Genomic DNA, 15563 nt, shown 5'->3' with positions numbered 1-15563 from the left:
GGACAGCATCTGTTGGATCATTATGTTTCTATGGAGGAGTATAAGGCGAACAGGGAGGCGAATGAAAAGTAAGAATAAATTATGTTAACTAAGAAAAGGATATAGAGAAGAGCATAGATAGAAGAAAAAAAGAAGCGAAGAAAAAAAGAAGCGAAGAAAAAAGGAAGCGAAGAAAAAGAGAAGCGTAGAAAGAGAGAAGCGTAGAAAGAGAAGCGTAGAAAGAGAGAAGCGTAGAAAGAGAGAAGCGTAGAAAGAGAGAAGCATAGAAAGAGAAGCGTAGAAAGAGAGAAGCATAGAAAGAGAAGCGTAGAAAGAGAAGAGATAGAAGCGTAGAAAAAGAGAAGCGGAGAAATAGAAAAGAAGAGAAACAGAAAAGTGGATAAATAGAAAAGTAAAGAAACAGAAAAGCAGAGAAACAGAGAAACAGAAAAGCAGCGAAACAGAGTAACAGAGAAACAGCGGAGCGATAGATAATTCAAAGAAACTTAGAGCAATAGAATTAGTGATGAATAATTCATACGCCGGACCGAAACGTGTTTTGGTCCGGCGGAATAATACCGTCTGAAAGAGAGGTATGGTTTTTATGTCTTTTTCAGAGAGTATTTTTATTTTAAGGACAAAGGAGACTGGAAGCTGATGGTAAAGTATTTAGCAAAGCGTATTGCACGTTCCTTTCTTACCCTGGCGGTGATTTTAACGGTTGTGTTCTGCCTGCTTCGTTTTATGCCGATAGAGGGATATTTTCAGAACTTTGATAAGATGACGCCCCAGCAAATTCAGGTGGGGCTTAAGGAGATGGGGCTTTCTGATCCGCTTCCGGTACAGATTGTCCGCTTTTTTGGAGATCTGCTTCATGGGGATCTTGGGGTATCCAGAATTTATCGGGCCAATGTTCCGGTTGCGGATGTGCTGGCGGATAAGGTGCCTGTCTCCATTAAGCTTGGTCTATGGTCTATGGTCCTTTCTCTTTTCATAGGGCTTCCTTTGGGGGCGGTGATGGCAAGGTATCAGTATCGCTGGCCGGACCGTCTTGGTACTTTGTTTATTGTATGCATACAGGCAGTGCCGGCTGCGGTGTATTATCTGTATCTTCAGCTTTATGGAACCAACTTTTTACAGGTGGGGCTGCTGTTTAAGATGGAGGAGCCCAAATACTGGATTCTTCCTGTTTTTTCCATGTCTCTTGGAAATATTGCATTTTACGGCATGTGGCTGAGGCGTTATATGGTGGATGAAAGTAACAGGGATTATGTGAAGCTTGCAAAGGCTAAGGGATTGTCAGAGGGGGAGATTATGTTTAAGCATATTTTCCGGAATGCCTTTGTTCCTTTGGTTCAGTACATACCTACGGCATTTTTAAATACGGTGATTGGGTCTATTTACATTGAGTCCTTATACAGCATTCCTGGAATGGGAGGGCTTTTGGTTCAGGTGATTAAAAAGCATGACAATAACATGGTTCAGGGAATTGTGCTTCTGTATGCCTGTGTTGGCGTGTTAGGGCTTTTGTTAGGGGACGTTCTTATGGTCATGCTGGATCCCAGGATCAGCCTTGGAAGGAAAGAAGGTGACAGATGATGAAGCAGTTTTCTTACCGCCATACGAAGGAAAAACAGCTGATGAAGCACATGGAAGAATCGGATCTGTTTTCTTTTGCAGAGTTTCAGGAAGAAGAAGCGGAGAGAGGGGGATACAGCAATTATTCCTATTGGAACAGTACCATACTGGCATTTTTTAAGAACCGGGGGGCAGTGGTTCTTTTGCTGCTTTTGATTCTCCTTCTTCTATTTACTTTTGTTCAGCCTTATTTGCCGGGGCAGTATGATCCTAATAAAATATTAAATGATGCCAATGGGATGCAGTATCGGAACGTGCCTCCTGGCAAGATATTTATTCTTGGGACCAATTCCATTGGGCAGGATCTGTGGGCAAGAATCTGGGCAGGCACCAGGACCTCTCTTCTCATTGGAATTCTGGTGGCTCTTGCAGAAGCTGTGATCGGCATTTCCGTAGGGGTTGTCTGGGGGTATGTCAGGAAGGTGGATTTCATACTGACGGAGATTTATAATATCATTGACAATATCCCAAATACGATTATTCTTATATTGATTTCCTACATATTAAAGCCAAGTGTAGAGACCCTTGTATTTGCCATGTGTCTGACCGGGTGGATTCAGATGGCGCGGTTTATACGGAATCAGATTCTCATTATCCGGGATCGGGATTATAATGTGGCCAGCCGGTGTCTTGGAACGCCAACGGGTAGAATCATTGTAAAGAACCTGCTGCCTTATCTCGTATCAGTCATCATGCTGCGTATGGCTCTTACCATTCCTGCTGCCATTGGAAATGAGGTGTTTATCACCTATATTGGGCTGGGGCTTCCTGTGGATATTCCAAGCCTTGGAAATCTCATCAATGAGGGAAGAGTGCTGATTACCAGTGCGGCACTTCGGTATCAGCTGGTTTATCCTACCATTATCCTATCTTTTGTTACCATTTCATTTTATATCATCGGCAATGCCTTCTCTGATGCGGCTGATCCGAAAAATCACGTATAAGGAGGTATGGTATGGTATGGAACGTGAAATGATGTTAGAGGTCAGGGATTTAGATATTCGATTTGAGTTAAGGGGGAAGGTGCTTCATGCGGTCCGTGAGGTTTCTATGGAGCTGTATCGGGGAGAGGTTCTTGCCATTGTGGGAGAATCGGGAAGCGGTAAATCGGTATTTACCAAATCATTTATGGGGCTGTTAGATAAAAATGGATATGTGTCTGGAGGAAGTATTTTTTACTATGGCGGGGAAGAGGAAAGGATCATGGATCTGACTGCCATTCGTAAAGAAAAAGACTGGAGACGGATCAGAGGCCGGGAGATTGCCATGATCATGCAGGACCCTATGACCAGTTTAAACCCCTTAAAAACCATTGGAAGCCAGATTATGGAGGCAGTCCTGCTTCATCAAGGCGTGGGGCGTATGGAGGCCATTAAAAGGACCATACAGTATTTAGAGGATGTGGGAATTCAGGAGCCGGTAAAGAGATTCGAGCAGTATCCCCATGAATTTTCAGGAGGAATGAGGCAAAGAGTGGTGATTGCCATCGCCATTGCCTGCAATCCAAAAGTTCTGATCTGTGATGAGCCTACGACAGCACTTGATGTGACCATTCAGGCCCAGATTCTTGATCTGTTAAAGGAGCTGCGACATAAGTATCAGCTTTCTGTTATTCTTATTACTCATGATCTTGGGGTGGTTGCTAATATTGCTGACCGGGTGGCTGTCATGTATGCTGGGGATATTGTTGAGATTGGGACCTGTGAGGAGATATTTTATGATCCAAGGCATCCTTATACCTGGGCACTTTTGTCCTCCTTGCCTCAGGCGGGACAGAAGGGGAGTGAGCTTTTTTCCATACCGGGGACACCGAAAAGCCTTTATGCGGAAATCGAGGGAGACGCTTTTGCTCCCAGAAATCCACGGGCGCTTAACATTGATTTTATAAGACGGCCTCCCTATTTTGAGGTATCATCTACCCATAAAGCGAAAACCTGGCTCCTGGATCCCAGGGCGCCGAAGGTATCTCTGCCGCCAATTGTTGAGAAAATCAGAAAGGGAGGTCTGTTCTGATGGAACGGGAAGTATTATTGGATGTAAAGAATTTAAATGTGACCTTTGGAGAGCACCGGAAAAAGTATGATGCGGTAAAAAATGTAAACTTTAAAATATATAAGGGAGAGACCTTCGGGCTGGTAGGAGAATCGGGTTCTGGAAAAACTACCATTGGCAGGGCGATCATGCGCATCATAAAGACCTCAGGCGGAGACATTCTTTATAAAGGAGAAAAAATTAACGGCCCTATTCTGCCGGAGCTGGACCAGAGAGTGATGAGGGAAATCCAGATGATATTTCAGGATCCTTTAGCCTCCTTAAATGAAAGGGCCAAGGTGGACTATATTGTCAGCGAGGGGCTTTTAAATCTGGAAAAAGGGATGGATGAAATGGAACGGAAAAATAAGGTGCAGCAGGCTTTAAAGGATGTAGGTCTTCTCCCTGAATTTGCCTGCCGCTTTCCCCATGAATTTTCCGGGGGCCAGAGACAGCGTATCGGAATTGCCAGGGCTTTGATTATGAATCCGGAATTTATCGTGGCTGATGAACCTATTTCCGCACTGGATGTTTCTATCAGGGCACAGATTATAAACTTGCTGGCAGATATGCAGAAGAAACGGCAGATTACCTATCTTTTTATTGCCCATGATTTATCTGTCATGCGGTTTATTACGAACCGGATTGCAGTGATCCGGAAAGGGGAGATTGTGGAGATGGCAGAAACTGAGGAGCTGGTCACTCACGCCATGCATCCATATACAAGAGCTCTTCTTTCGGCCATTCCTATGCCGGACCCTAGGCGGGAAAAGGAGAAAAAGCTTCTTATTTACGATCCGTCTGTGCATGAATACGGGGAGGATAAGCCATTTTGGCAGGAGATACGGCCTGGCCATTATGTCCTTGCAAACCGGAAGGAAGCAGGAGAATATAAGAGGATGTACGAAGGATAGAGAAAAGAAACTCTTAGGGAGGTTATTCATGAAGCAGTATGGAGTGGCTTTGTTGCCAGTGGTTACCTTATGGGATAAACCGGAGGAAACGAAGAAGAATAAGGCCAGAGAGACAATCTCGGCCATTGGAGATGAGCTTCTTTACGGAATGGGGATAAGGATTACAGGAGAGCCGATCAATGGGTTTTATCCGGTTGTTACCTTTTATGCATATCCCGGGTTTGTAAAACAGGATGAGTTGTTCCTTCTTAGCCTGGAAGAGATGAAAGCCTATGAAGATAGCAGGCTCATGGTGGTGAACGGAAGGTATGTAGATGTTCTTTCTATTCCCAAAGTCCAGGGGGTACGGCTTGCCAGCCTGGCAAAAGGAGCTCTCATAAAGGTACTTGGTCCTGATTCGGAAAAAGAGGGCTGGGTGAAAGCAGAGCTTCTATCCGGTGAGATTGGATACATAAGAGATCAGTATTTAAGGGAAAAGGAATTTTCCCAGTCCTATCTGTGGACGGAAATCCTTCCTCAGAGTGAAATTGTGGATGAGATGGATTTTCGAAGGTCAGTAACGGAAACTGCCCTGGAATATATGGGGACCCAGTATAGATGGGGAGGGAGGTCTACCCTTGGGCTGGACTGCTCCGGTCTCACTTCGGAAAGCTATTTGTTAAATGGAATCCTGATTTACCGGGATGCCAGGATAGAAGAAGGGTTTCCGGTTCATGAAATACCAAAGAACGCTATGCTTCCTGGCGATCTCATGTATTTTCCCGGTCATATTGCCATGTATTTAGGAGATTGTGCTTATATCCACGCCACGGCTAAGGTAGGAAACAGCGGTGTTGTGATTAACAGCTTTGACCCGGCTTCCCCGTATTACCGGGCAGATTTGGAAGAAAGCTGGTATGCATCAGGAAGTATATTTTAGTATTTACTGTCAGGGATGAAAAGGGAGGGTACTATGGATGTAAGGCTTACCTTGGAGAAGAGGATTGAAGCGGAGATTAAAAGCTATGATGGAGTCATGGGAATCTATCTCGATGATCTTCGTGGGACTGTGATCCAGATTAAGGCGGATGAGACCTTTGAAACAGCCAGTGCCATTAAGACATGGATATTGGCCTGTCTGTTTTGGGAAGCGGAGAAGGGAAGGGCTTGTCTGGAGGATCAGATTGAATATAAGAAGGAGCACTGGGTGGATGGAAGCGGTGTGCTGGGGACATTAGAGCCTGGTGCTCTCCTGCGGGTTAAGGATGCCGCCACCTTTATGATGATTGTCAGCGATAACGTTGCCACCAATATGATGATCGACTACCTGGGATTAGATAGGATTAACCAATGTATCAGGAGACTTGGTTCCATGGATACGGTGCTGCATAATCCCATTCATTTTGACCAGTATGAGAGACTTGGGACCAGTACCCCAAGGGATTATGCCAGTATCTTTGTGCGGTTGGTGAAGGGAGAACTCATAAGTCCGGAAGCTGACAGACAGATGCTTGAGATATTAAAGAAGCAGCAGTATCAATCCATGATTACGAAGGATTTTCCTCCATATTTTATGGACAGCGATAATACAGACGATGTTCTGATAACCGTTGCCTCCAAAAGTGGCAGCATGGATGCGTGCAGAAATGATGGAGGCATCGTATTTACTCCTTATGGACCTTACGTTATCGTCATGTTTCATAAAGAGTTTTCCGATGCCATGTATTATCCGGCTCATTCTGCCACCATGTTCGGTGCAAGGGTAAGCCGGTTGATGTTAGATCAGTATCTGGCCCTGGAGGGGAGATTTTACCCTGCCCTAAAGGGATAGAAGTTCATTTAAGTCTGTAATGGTGTGGGTGGCTTTTGCCGTCTGACTGCCTCCTTTCGGTGCGTACAGGCAGGAATCAATGCCGGAATTTAAAGCGCCCTGAATGTCTGATGTGAGACTGTCTCCCACCATAATGGTTTTAGATGGATCAAAGTCCCTGATATGTTCAAAACAGTAATCAAAGAAATTTCTATCTGGCTTTTCAAAGCCTATTTTTTCTGATACGAACATGTCTTCAAAGAAATGGTATAGGCCTGCGGTCTGCAAACGCTTGATCTGGGTTTCGTATACTCCGTTTGAGGCGGAATATATTTTTTTGCCGGATTCTTTTAAGCGGACAAGAGTTTCCTTGGCGTGGGGCATCATCTCTGCGCCGTCGCTTAAGTAGCTTTGAAATCTCATTTCCGCTTCCTCGGCATCAACGGACATTTGTAAGGAACCGAAAAATTCCTTGAAACGACCGGTCCGGACGGTATCCTTGTCTACCTTTCCCTGCTCCAATAGAGACCAGAAATTTTTGTTGATTTTTTTATATTGAGTAAATAGCTCCTCCTCATAAGGGATCTCATAAGATTTTAAGAGAGTATGAAAGCTATTTGTTTCAGCGGCGTCAAAGTCTAGTAACGTGTTGTCTAAATCAAGTAAGTATATCTCATACATGGGATCATTCCTCCAGGCTGAAAATTTTAGTATAGTAATTATAGCATATTCCTAGTAAAGGAGACAATAATAGAATGCTGATAAGGGTTCCTTCCCGGATTTCCATAGGAGACTTAATGAGAAAGGTAATCAGCAGCGTGGCAGCTAAAAATATTACGTCAAAGCCCATGCGGATCTTGCTGAAGTCCCGATGGTATTTTTCACTGATGGTAAGGCAGAGACTTTCTAGTGGAAATTTAATAATTCCAATGGCCAGTACCCCTCCCAGGCTGATGGAAGCGAAAATCAGTCCTGTAAAATAGAGTATGATTCTTTGATAGTAATGGTTAGGGTTCCAGAAGGCCAAAACCTGATACAGGAAGAAATTAATGATGTATCCGTTTAGTATGGTAGCTACGATTTGAATGGCATCGGACTTATTCAGCTTTGTACGCCTGAGGAGTAAATAGGTGATAAAGAACAGGGAGTTTATAACATTTAATATGGTGCCCACCTTTAAATCTACGCCGTAAGAAAGGGTTACTGCGAGAGCGTTTAACACGCTTTGGCCGATGGAAGCTTTTAATTGAAGAGATACTCCAAAGCCGAAAAGTATAAAAAATAAAATGGATATGATTGCTCGTTTGCTGTTTGATTTGTACATTGTTTTCACCTCGGGATTATGATACCATAGGAATGTAAGCTTGAATATGAGAAATATCACATTGGGGATAATTTATGTTTGGAGATAGTTTTTGCGATTTTCCGGAGCGTTTAAGGGCCTTGGGAGTGGAACGGCATTTTACCAAAGGAGACCATATTTTTACGGTTGGTGAAGCCATTGGGACATGCTATCTCATTCAAAAAGGTACGGTAAAGATTTACATTGATCATGAAAACGGAAGAAGGTCCATCCTTGACTTTGCCAGCGGAGGGAGCTGGCTGGGTGAATTGTCTCTGTTTTGTGAAGAGGATTATATTAAGGAAAATCAGGTGGTGGAGGAAACTGTCTGCCTGGAGTTCCATTTGCGTGAATTAAGAAGGTTATGTATGGAGGATGCCCTGATTTCCTTTTATTTTGCATCCTATATATCAAAAAAACTGATGGCAAGAAGCGGCCGTATGAGTGAAAACTTAAATTATTCCATGGAAAAGAGACTGGCGTCTTTTATCCTGGAGCATCAGCAGGGAGGGAAATATAATCTGTCCCATACCGATGTATCGGAATATTTAAATGTCAGCTACCGCCATGTACTGTATGTTATGAAGAAATTTTGCAATGAAGGATTGATTGCGAAGGAGAAGGGGTATGTTATCCTCAATGAGAAGCGGTTAAAGGAGATTTCTGACAGCAGCATGTGAGATTGTTGTGTGAGCATAGTATGATGGGGTGTCAGGCGGTGGGCGGGTAGCTGACCGCTTTTTTTATGCAGGCTGGGGATACCCGTGAGATTTGACCAGATTAAATATTATGGTATAATAAGGTGTTTAGAGAGCCCGGGGCCAATGATAGAAGGAATCCGGAGAAAAGCTGATGCTGAAAATGGCAGTCATGTTATAAATAGATTGAGGTTAGGGTGAAATTGAGGTTGTGATAAGAAATATGGAAACAGGAAGTATAACGTTTCAGGACGGAAGCATCTGCAATTATAAAATGATTGCTTCCAAACGGCGGACCATGGCGGTTTCAGTGACGAAAGAGGGAGAAGTGATAGTAAGGCTTCCTTATCATGTTTCAGCGGCAGCAGGCCACCGTCTGGTTGTGGATAACATGGACTGGATTTATAAGCAATTGTGGAAAATACATATAAAATTGGGTGAGAAGAAGGAATTTCACTTTGTTCACGGCGCCTCTGTTCTGCTTTTTGGAACCAGTGTACTCCTTCTTGTATCAGAGGACCCGTTAAAAAAGAAGGATGCTGTCCGGGAGACAAAAGAAGGGATTTTGGTCACTGTCACATCTATAAGTGAGGAACCGGAATATGAAGCAAGAATCAGGGAAGCATTAAAGCTCTGGTATCGGAAACGGGCAAAAACATATCTGGAAGAAAAGACGGCATGGTGGGCCAGTAAGATGAAGGTTGATTACGAAAGAATTGCCATTCGGGATCAGGCCACCCGTTGGGGAAGCTGCAGCGGAAAGGGAAATCTAAATTTTAACTGGCGGCTTGTCCTTCTTCCGGAGGAGCTTGCGGATTATGTGGTGGTCCATGAACTGGCCCACCGCTTCCATATGAATCATTCCAGGCAGTTTTGGAGTGTGGTGGCTCATGAACTGCCGGATTACATAGAGAGACGAAAGGCGTTATCAAACTGGGGAGAGAAGCTTTTCGGGATTTACTAGGTATTATTTAACGAATTTTGCTACGATCACAGAAAGAGAAAGAAAAGCCGGGAATCTCCGGCTGACAGGGAGAATAAGAAACATGGCAGCAGAAAGATGGATGCTACAGACGAAACGGGCTGATTTTCAGGAGATGGCAGAGTGCCATGGCATATCTCCGGTAACGGCCAGAATCATACGAAACCGGGACGTGGTGGGAACGGAGTCCGTGGAGAAATATTTAAAAGGCGGATTAAAGGATTTATATAATCCTTATCTGTTAAAGGATATGGAATTGACGGTTGCAATTATAAAGGAAAAGGTCCGTGAGGGAAAAAGAATCCGCATTGTAGGGGATTATGACATTGACGGAGTCTGCTCTACCTATTTGTTATACCGTGCCCTAAAAGAAATTGGGGCTTATGCCGACTACGAGATTCCGGACCGCATCCGGGATGGCTACGGAATCAACGAATCCATTATCCGTCAGGCGGCTGAGGATGGGATCGATACCATTTTGACCTGTGACAATGGAATCGCTGCAACTGCCCAGATCCGTCTTGCCAAGGAGTTAGGGCTTACGGTACTGATTACGGATCATCATGACATTATGAAGGAAGAGGGAGTGGAGATTCTTCCTCCTGCGGATGCGATTATCAATCCAAAGCAGATGGACTGTCATTACCCTTATCCGGAAATCTGCGGCGGGCTGGTGGCTTATAAGCTGGTGCAGGCTCTGTATGAAGCATATTCCATTTCCCAGGAGAAATGGCTGGAAATGCTGGAGTTTGCCGCCATAGCTACGGTTGGAGATGTGATGAAGCTGCAGGATGAGAACCGGATCATCGTAAAGGAAGGTTTAAAGCGGATGGGGCAGACAAAAAGCCTTGGTCTTAGAAAGCTGATTGAAAAAAATAATCTGGATGAGAATAATATAACAGCCTATCAGATTGGCTTTGTGATCGGCCCGTGTCTGAATGCAGGAGGGCGTCTTCATACGGCAAAGCTTGCTCTGTCCCTTCTTTTAAGCGAGAGTGAAGAGGAAGCGGACCGCATGGCACTGGAATTAAAGGATTTAAATGACCAGAGAAAGACTATGACAAGGCAGGGGACAGAAGAGGCCGTAGAGCAGGTAGAAGCCTTATACACGGACCATAAGGTGCTTGTGGTATATTTGCCTTCCTGTCATGAATCCCTGGCTGGAATCATAGCAGGGCGATTGAGAGAGCAGTATCAGAAGCCAGCCTTTGTCCTGACAGACGGAGAGGAAGGGGTAAAGGGTTCCGGTCGCTCCATTGAGACGTACCATATGTTTGACGCACTGGTCGAGGTAAAGGAGCTCTTTTCAAAGTTTGGAGGTCACCCAATGGCAGCAGGGCTGTCTCTTAAGAAAGAGAATGTGGATGAGTTCCGCCGCCGCCTAAATGAAAATGCAAAGCTGGGAGAAGAGGATTTCATTAAAAAGATCTGGATCGATGTTCCCATGCCGCTGGAATACATAAATGAGCCTTTGATTGAAGAGCTGGATCTTTTGGAGCCATTTGGACAGGGAAATGAAAAGCCCCTGTTTGCACAAAAAGGATTGGCAATCCGAAGTGTAAGGGTGATGGGGAAAAATAGAAATGTGGTGAAATTCTCTCTCGCCTCTGAGAAAGGAATGCCAATGGACGGCCTGCTTTTTGCAGACGGGGAATCTTTTCTTCATGAGTTGTCAGACAGCCGTAAGATCGATGTGATCTATTATCCGGCTGTCAATGAGTACAACGGGAACAAATCCCTGCAGATCGTTATAAAAAACTATAAGATTGCCAAGGAATCATAGAAAGCCTTGACATAATTGGCAAGTAGCTATATAATCGACCAAAATACAAAAGTGGCAGTTTTAAAAGGAATGTGAGGGAATGAACATGGTAAATGAAGTAATGAAGTTTATTACCGGCTACGATAAGGAAGTCGGAGAAGCCATTGAAAAAGAGTGCGCGCGTCAGAGAAGAAATTTAGAGCTGATCGCATCGGAAAATATTGTTTCAGAACCGGTCATGATGGCAATGGGCTCCGTACTTACGAATAAATATGCCGAAGGTTATCCAGGAAAGCGTTATTACGGCGGCTGTGAGGAAGTGGATGTTGTTGAGACCATCGCCATAGAGCGTGCCAAAAAGCTGTTTGGATGCGACTATGCCAATGTTCAGCCTCACTCTGGCGCACAGGCCAATATGGCAGTGTTCCTCGCTATGCTTCAGGCAGGCGATACCGTTATGGGCATGAACTTAAACCACGGTGGTCATCTGACTCATGGAAGCCCTGTAAACTTCTCTGGTCTTTATTTCAATATTGTTCCTTATGGAGTCAAGGATGATGGCTTTTTAGATTATGATGAGATGGAGCGGCTTGCTATAGAGCATAAGCCGAAATTAATCGTAGCTGGTGCCAGTGCTTACGGAAGAGTCATTGATTTTAAACGTTTCCGTGAGGTAGCAGATAAGGTCGGCGCTTACTTAATGGTTGATATGGCTCATATTGCCGGACTTGTGGCAGCAGGACTTCATCCCAGCCCAATTCCATATGCAGATGTAGTGACTACTACAACTCATAAGACTCTTCGCGGACCGAGAGGCGGACTTATTCTGGCAAATCAGGAGGCTGCGGACAAGTTTAACTTTAACAAAGCTATTTTCCCAGGCATTCAGGGCGGACCGTTAGAGCACGTAATCGCTGGTAAGGCAGTTTGCTTTGGCGAGGCTTTAAAGCCAGAATTTACAACGTATCAGGAGCAGGTGGTTAAGAATGCTAAGGCTCTTGCAGCAGCTCTTATCAAACAGGGATTCCATATTCTTACTGAAGGAACGGATAACCATCTTATGCTCATCGACTTAAGAGGCATGGAAGTGACCGGTAAAGAGCTTCAGAACCGCTGTGACGAGGTCTATCTGACCTTAAATAAGAACTCCGTACCAAATGATCCAAGAAGCCCGTTTGTCACCTCAGGTGTGAGAATCGGAACTCCGGCGATTACTTCCAGAGGCTTAAAGGAAGAGGACATGGAAAAGATCGCGGAATGCATCTGGCTGGTTGCTACGGATTTTGAAAATAAAGCTGATTATATCAGAAGCGAAGTAACAAAGATTTGTGATAGATATCCTCTTTACGAATCTTAATTATAAAAATAAAGGGAGTATTGCAAAATGGTGTGAAATCTATTTGATTTCATACCTGGAGCAATGCTCCTGTTCTTTTTTATCTAACAAGATAAACAAATTTTACATAAAAAAGTTCTGCTGGCGGAATGCTTATAACATATGAAAATTGTTATAAATGCAGCAGTATGCAATTTCCTTACCTTCAATTAAAACAAAAAGAACGTGCTGCAAAACCATGATAAAAATAGTTTTGCAACACGCACTTAGGAGGAAATTAAATCTGGCTTTTATGCCTCGTTCTTAAATGATTCACAATCGGTGCATTCTTTTTGTGTAGGATTTTCTTCATGAGTACCTACCTTGATTTTTTCAAGGGTACAGTAATCCTCTCTTTTTGCGTGATAAGCGCAGTTGTCGATGGTACATGCGATACATTCATTCATTCCGTTTACTAACATAGATAAACCCTCCTTCATTGTTTGTTACGATATTTAGTGTAAACCGAATAGAGGGTTTTATTATGCCAAATTTTTCTTTAAACAAAGGCATTTTTTAAGCGATTGTATTCTTCCGGAGTGAGAGTCAGCACAGTACCGTGCTTAAAGCCGTAGGGAAAGAAAAAGGATTCATCGCTTCTGATAAAACGGCCGGTTTTGATATCATCAGAAACAAATGGAACGTAACCCTGTTTTTCCTTAATCGTTCCATAAAAATCCAAAAACAGACACCAGCGGCCATCTTCGGTACGAAATGCAGTAGGGGCTTCGTACTGGCCCTGTTCCAGCTTTTTCATCTCTTCTATAAATTCTTTCATAGGAGTGAAGGGACCGGTAATGGAATGGGAATTTAATAAAATTACGGATTCCGGGTCTGCCTCGCTTTTTACGAAAAGATAATAGCTGCCGTCTTCTTCATACATGGCGGAATCGATAATTCCGATTTCGTTTCTTTCATAGAGTACGAACGGAGGTGTGAAATGCTCAAAGTCCCTGGTCCTTGTACCATATATTTTCTTAGGGCCATAATTGTTTGAGGCATGGGAAGAAGACCAGTGAATGATGTATTCTCCTGTTTTCTCATCCCTTATAATATCAGGTGCCCATACGCAGCCAAAGGGTTCATCCTGAAAGGAAATAAACCTTGGTTCTGACCAGTGAACCAGATCCGGAGACTGCCAGAGTATCAGTGACCTGCTTCCGTGTCTGCTGACTTCGTCCCAGCTTCCTTTATATTTTGTTTTAAAATTTCTGGCAAGACTTAAATCAGTGGCCAGAATCAGGTAAGTTCCGTCTTCCTTTCGTAAGATGGTAAAATCTCTGACGCCCTGTTCTCCAATGGTACTGGTGAGAATTGGTTTGCCTTTGTTTAACTCTTCCCAGTGAAAGCCATCACGGCTTAATGAAAAGTATACCTGTTCTCCGTCCGGGGTTTCTTTTTCTTTAAAATGAACAAATAAATATGCCTGATTCATACATTTCCTCACTTTTATAGTTTCTTTTTATCATAGCACTTGTGAAATGGCCATGCAAGTTGTTGCAATAAAAAGCAGCAGCCCCGGAGAGTGCCGAAGGCTGCTGCTTTTATTGCTATTAGTTATTTGATTTTGTCGTAACTGGACTCTTTAACAGTTCCGTCACTGTTGGTCTTGTAGTACTTACCATCGCCATCCTGGATGTTAGTCTTGTTCTTTGCAAGCTTTCCGCTGGTATTTACTAAGTATTCTTTCTCATTGAATTCGATGACTTTGTACTTATCATCCTTGTCAGCCTTTAAGAGACGACCCTGGATGTAGATGCTGTCATCGTTGATGCCGTTGTAGCCAGCACCCTTGTTGCTTCCGGATTTACGGAAGTTGTAGGTGTACTTCTCGCCGTCAATATCAATTGTGGTCTTGCCGGTAGTCATAGCACCCTCTTTTGGAGAGTTTCCGAAGTAGTAAACTTCGCCTTCATCGCCAACTGCTGGGAAATCAGCCTCTGTTTCGATTTCATCGTAAGAAGTAATGTTTCTGCTGGAATCGAAGGACAGTTTGTAAAGACCGTTAAGCATTTCACCTTTTTCGTTGAATGCGTATCTTAAACCGTTGATGGTCTTGATCTGGCTGGTTACTAAATCTCCGTTGGAGTTAGCAAAGAACCAGTACTCGTCGCCGTTCTCATGTGCTTCTGCATCGATGGTTTCGCTAGGAACTGTCTTGAACCAGCCCTTAGCAAGCCATGACTGCTCTGGAAGGTTGTAATACTGGCTTCCGTTGCTTGCAGATGCAGGAGTTGCCTTCTCATACCACTCAGATTCAGCAGCACCGTACTCGTTGAAACGGTACTTACGTCCGTTGATGGTCTTGGAAGTATCCTTCATCTTCTTGCCGTTGGAACCAAAGTAGAACCAGTATTTTCCGTCAAAGTTCTCTTTTGTGTTGTCATCATCGGTAACTTCGATGGACTTCCATGCGTTGGTTGTTTTTGCACCGTCGTTAGCATCGCCTAAGAAATAGGTAGCTTCTTTCCATGCATCATCACCAGTCACACGAGTTGCATCTTCATTTACCCAGCCAAAGAGCATTCTGCCTTCGGAATCGAATGCATAGTCATGAACATCGCCATTAGCAACTTTAACTGACTTGAAGGTTGTCTTACCGGAAGTGGTTGTCTTGTAAGCTTTACCGTTGCTTCCGAAGTAATACCAGTATGTGTCCTGAGCATCATCGCTGTCATCATCTTCATTAGATGCAAGCTCACGCCACTCGTTGGTTACCATAGCACCTACGGAGTTTACATAGTAGTAATTACCATCAGACTCAATGAGCTCGTTGGTCTTCATCTGACCATCCTCATCAAGGTAGAACCAGCTGTCTCCAGATTTCTTCCAGCTGTCAGTGGCAAGATCGCCATCATTGTTGTAATAAACCCAAGAACTGTTTTCCTCGGTCCATCCCTGAGCGGCGAAAGATGTCATTGAGGCACCTATGGTAAAAAGCGCAGCCGCGCAAGGTACAATCCATTTCAGTTTCTGTTTTCTCATATTCAATCTCCTTTCATAACTCCTGTTGTTTTCCAGCGTCGTTCGCTGATGATGTGACTTTAAACCAT

15 protein-coding genes are annotated in these 15563 nt (G+C 43.9%); 10 read left to right on the top strand and 5 right to left on the bottom strand.

The annotated features are described in order from the left end of the window. Nucleotides 1–636: 636 nt before the first annotated feature. Genes T546_RS0118485 through T546_RS0118460 form a run of 6 tightly spaced genes read left to right on the top strand, consistent with a single transcriptional unit; the run spans nt 637 to nt 6372 of the window. Nucleotides 637–1578 carry an ABC transporter permease gene (locus T546_RS0118485; protein WP_026892904.1) on the top strand — a complete coding sequence of 314 codons (942 nt, stop codon included), beginning with the start codon at nt 637–639 and terminating at the stop codon, nt 1576–1578. Beyond that, a complete protein-coding gene (locus T546_RS0118480) occupies nt 1575–2561 on the top strand; it encodes an ABC transporter permease (protein ID WP_084326523.1) in 987 nt (328 codons plus the stop codon). Before T546_RS0118485 ends, T546_RS0118480 begins: the two co-directional genes overlap by 4 nt. Before the next feature lie 16 nt (nt 2562–2577). After that, nucleotides 2578–3630 carry an ABC transporter ATP-binding protein gene (locus T546_RS0118475; protein ID WP_026892902.1) on the top strand — a complete coding sequence of 351 codons (1053 nt, stop codon included), beginning with the start codon at nt 2578–2580 and terminating at the stop codon, nt 3628–3630. Continuing rightward, complete coding sequence (locus T546_RS0118470; protein ID WP_034599876.1) at nt 3630–4562, top strand: ATP-binding cassette domain-containing protein; 933 nt, start codon at nt 3630–3632, stop codon at nt 4560–4562. Before T546_RS0118475 ends, T546_RS0118470 begins: the two co-directional genes overlap by 1 nt. Before the next feature lie 28 nt (nt 4563–4590). Continuing rightward, nucleotides 4591–5481 carry a C40 family peptidase gene (locus tag T546_RS0118465; RefSeq protein ID WP_026892900.1) on the top strand — a complete coding sequence of 297 codons (891 nt, stop codon included), beginning with the start codon at nt 4591–4593 and terminating at the stop codon, nt 5479–5481. Between the two features lie 33 nt (nt 5482–5514). Next, nucleotides 5515–6372 (top strand): serine hydrolase, encoded by an 858-nt coding sequence (locus tag T546_RS0118460; protein ID WP_026892899.1) that lies wholly within the window; start codon nt 5515–5517, stop codon nt 6370–6372. On the opposite strand, the gene T546_RS0118455 is transcribed toward T546_RS0118460, so the two are convergent. Both T546_RS0118455 and T546_RS0118450 read right to left on the bottom strand, forming a co-directional pair. Continuing rightward, nucleotides 6361–7032 carry a YjjG family noncanonical pyrimidine nucleotidase gene (locus tag T546_RS0118455; protein ID WP_026892898.1) on the bottom strand — a complete coding sequence of 224 codons (672 nt, stop codon included), beginning with the start codon at nt 7030–7032 and terminating at the stop codon, nt 6361–6363. The genes T546_RS0118460 and T546_RS0118455 overlap by 12 nt on opposite strands. Nucleotides 7033–7036: 4 nt before the next feature. After that, entirely contained in the window at nt 7037–7675 is a 639-nt protein-coding gene (locus tag T546_RS0118450; RefSeq protein WP_026892897.1) for a YczE/YyaS/YitT family protein, read from the bottom strand. Nucleotides 7676–7749: 74 nt separating this feature from the next. On the opposite strand from T546_RS0118450, the gene T546_RS0118445 reads away from it, so the two are divergent. From T546_RS0118445 to glyA, 4 genes are all read left to right on the top strand, one after another. Continuing rightward, a complete protein-coding gene (locus tag T546_RS0118445) occupies nt 7750–8373 on the top strand; it encodes a cyclic nucleotide-binding domain-containing protein (protein WP_026892896.1) in 624 nt (207 codons plus the stop codon). A gap of 229 nt (nt 8374–8602) precedes the next feature. Then, a complete protein-coding gene (locus T546_RS25120) occupies nt 8603–9355 on the top strand; it encodes a M48 family metallopeptidase (protein ID WP_242842259.1) in 753 nt (250 codons plus the stop codon). Between the two features lie 82 nt (nt 9356–9437). Continuing rightward, nucleotides 9438–11156: a single-stranded-DNA-specific exonuclease RecJ gene (gene recJ, locus T546_RS0118435; RefSeq protein ID WP_026892894.1), complete on the top strand. Its 1719-nt coding sequence runs from the start codon at nt 9438–9440 to the stop codon at nt 11154–11156. 85 nt (nt 11157–11241) lie between these two features. After that, nucleotides 11242–12492: a serine hydroxymethyltransferase gene (gene glyA / locus T546_RS0118430; protein WP_026892893.1), complete on the top strand. Its 1251-nt coding sequence runs from the start codon at nt 11242–11244 to the stop codon at nt 12490–12492. A 269-nt stretch (nt 12493–12761) separates the two neighbouring features. On the opposite strand, the gene T546_RS25115 is transcribed toward glyA, so the two are convergent. The 3 genes from T546_RS25115 to T546_RS0118415 all read right to left on the bottom strand — a co-directional run bounded on the left by T546_RS25115 (nt 12762) and on the right by T546_RS0118415 (nt 15495). After that, complete coding sequence (locus tag T546_RS25115; protein WP_084326521.1) at nt 12762–12932, bottom strand: DUF1540 domain-containing protein; 171 nt, start codon at nt 12930–12932, stop codon at nt 12762–12764. A 77-nt stretch (nt 12933–13009) separates the two neighbouring features. Further along, nucleotides 13010–13945 (bottom strand): glycoside hydrolase family 43 protein, encoded by a 936-nt coding sequence (locus T546_RS0118420; protein WP_026892892.1) that lies wholly within the window; start codon nt 13943–13945, stop codon nt 13010–13012. 122 nt (nt 13946–14067) lie between these two features. After that, entirely contained in the window at nt 14068–15495 is a 1428-nt protein-coding gene (locus T546_RS0118415) for a hypothetical protein (RefSeq protein WP_026892891.1), read from the bottom strand. Between the last annotated feature and the right edge of the window lie 68 nt (nt 15496–15563).

The organism is [Clostridium] aerotolerans DSM 5434, assembly GCF_000687555.1.
In the GTDB taxonomy this organism is placed as follows: Bacteria; Bacillota; Clostridia; order Lachnospirales; family Lachnospiraceae; genus Lacrimispora; species Lacrimispora aerotolerans.
Note: the sequence above shows the minus strand (reverse complement) of the source record. Positions and strands in the feature narration are given on the sequence as shown.

What these genes read in the sequence shown, in the direction of transcription:
- T546_RS0118460 (WP_026892899.1), top strand. Translation starts at nt 5,515, where the DNA reads ATGGATGTAAGGCTTACCTTGGAGAAGAGGATTGAAGCGGAGATTAAA.
- T546_RS0118475 (WP_026892902.1), top strand. Translation starts at nt 2,578, where the DNA reads ATGGAACGTGAAATGATGTTAGAGGTCAGGGATTTAGATATTCGATTT.
- T546_RS25115 (WP_084326521.1), bottom strand. Translation starts at nt 12,932, where the DNA reads ATGTTAGTAAACGGAATGAATGAATGTATCGCATGTACCATCGACAAC.
- T546_RS0118445 (WP_026892896.1), top strand. Translation starts at nt 7,750, where the DNA reads ATGTTTGGAGATAGTTTTTGCGATTTTCCGGAGCGTTTAAGGGCCTTG.
- T546_RS0118450 (WP_026892897.1), bottom strand. Translation starts at nt 7,675, where the DNA reads ATGTACAAATCAAACAGCAAACGAGCAATCATATCCATTTTATTTTTT.
- T546_RS0118415 (WP_026892891.1), bottom strand. Translation starts at nt 15,495, where the DNA reads ATGAGAAAACAGAAACTGAAATGGATTGTACCTTGCGCGGCTGCGCTT.
- glyA (WP_026892893.1), top strand. Translation starts at nt 11,242, where the DNA reads ATGGTAAATGAAGTAATGAAGTTTATTACCGGCTACGATAAGGAAGTC.
- T546_RS0118485 (WP_026892904.1), top strand. Translation starts at nt 637, where the DNA reads ATGGTAAAGTATTTAGCAAAGCGTATTGCACGTTCCTTTCTTACCCTG.
- recJ (WP_026892894.1), top strand. Translation starts at nt 9,438, where the DNA reads ATGGCAGCAGAAAGATGGATGCTACAGACGAAACGGGCTGATTTTCAG.
- T546_RS0118455 (WP_026892898.1), bottom strand. Translation starts at nt 7,032, where the DNA reads ATGTATGAGATATACTTACTTGATTTAGACAACACGTTACTAGACTTT.
- T546_RS0118480 (WP_084326523.1), top strand. Translation starts at nt 1,575, where the DNA reads ATGATGAAGCAGTTTTCTTACCGCCATACGAAGGAAAAACAGCTGATG.
- T546_RS0118420 (WP_026892892.1), bottom strand. Translation starts at nt 13,945, where the DNA reads ATGAATCAGGCATATTTATTTGTTCATTTTAAAGAAAAAGAAACCCCG.
- T546_RS0118465 (WP_026892900.1), top strand. Translation starts at nt 4,591, where the DNA reads ATGAAGCAGTATGGAGTGGCTTTGTTGCCAGTGGTTACCTTATGGGAT.
- T546_RS0118470 (WP_034599876.1), top strand. Translation starts at nt 3,630, where the DNA reads ATGGAACGGGAAGTATTATTGGATGTAAAGAATTTAAATGTGACCTTT.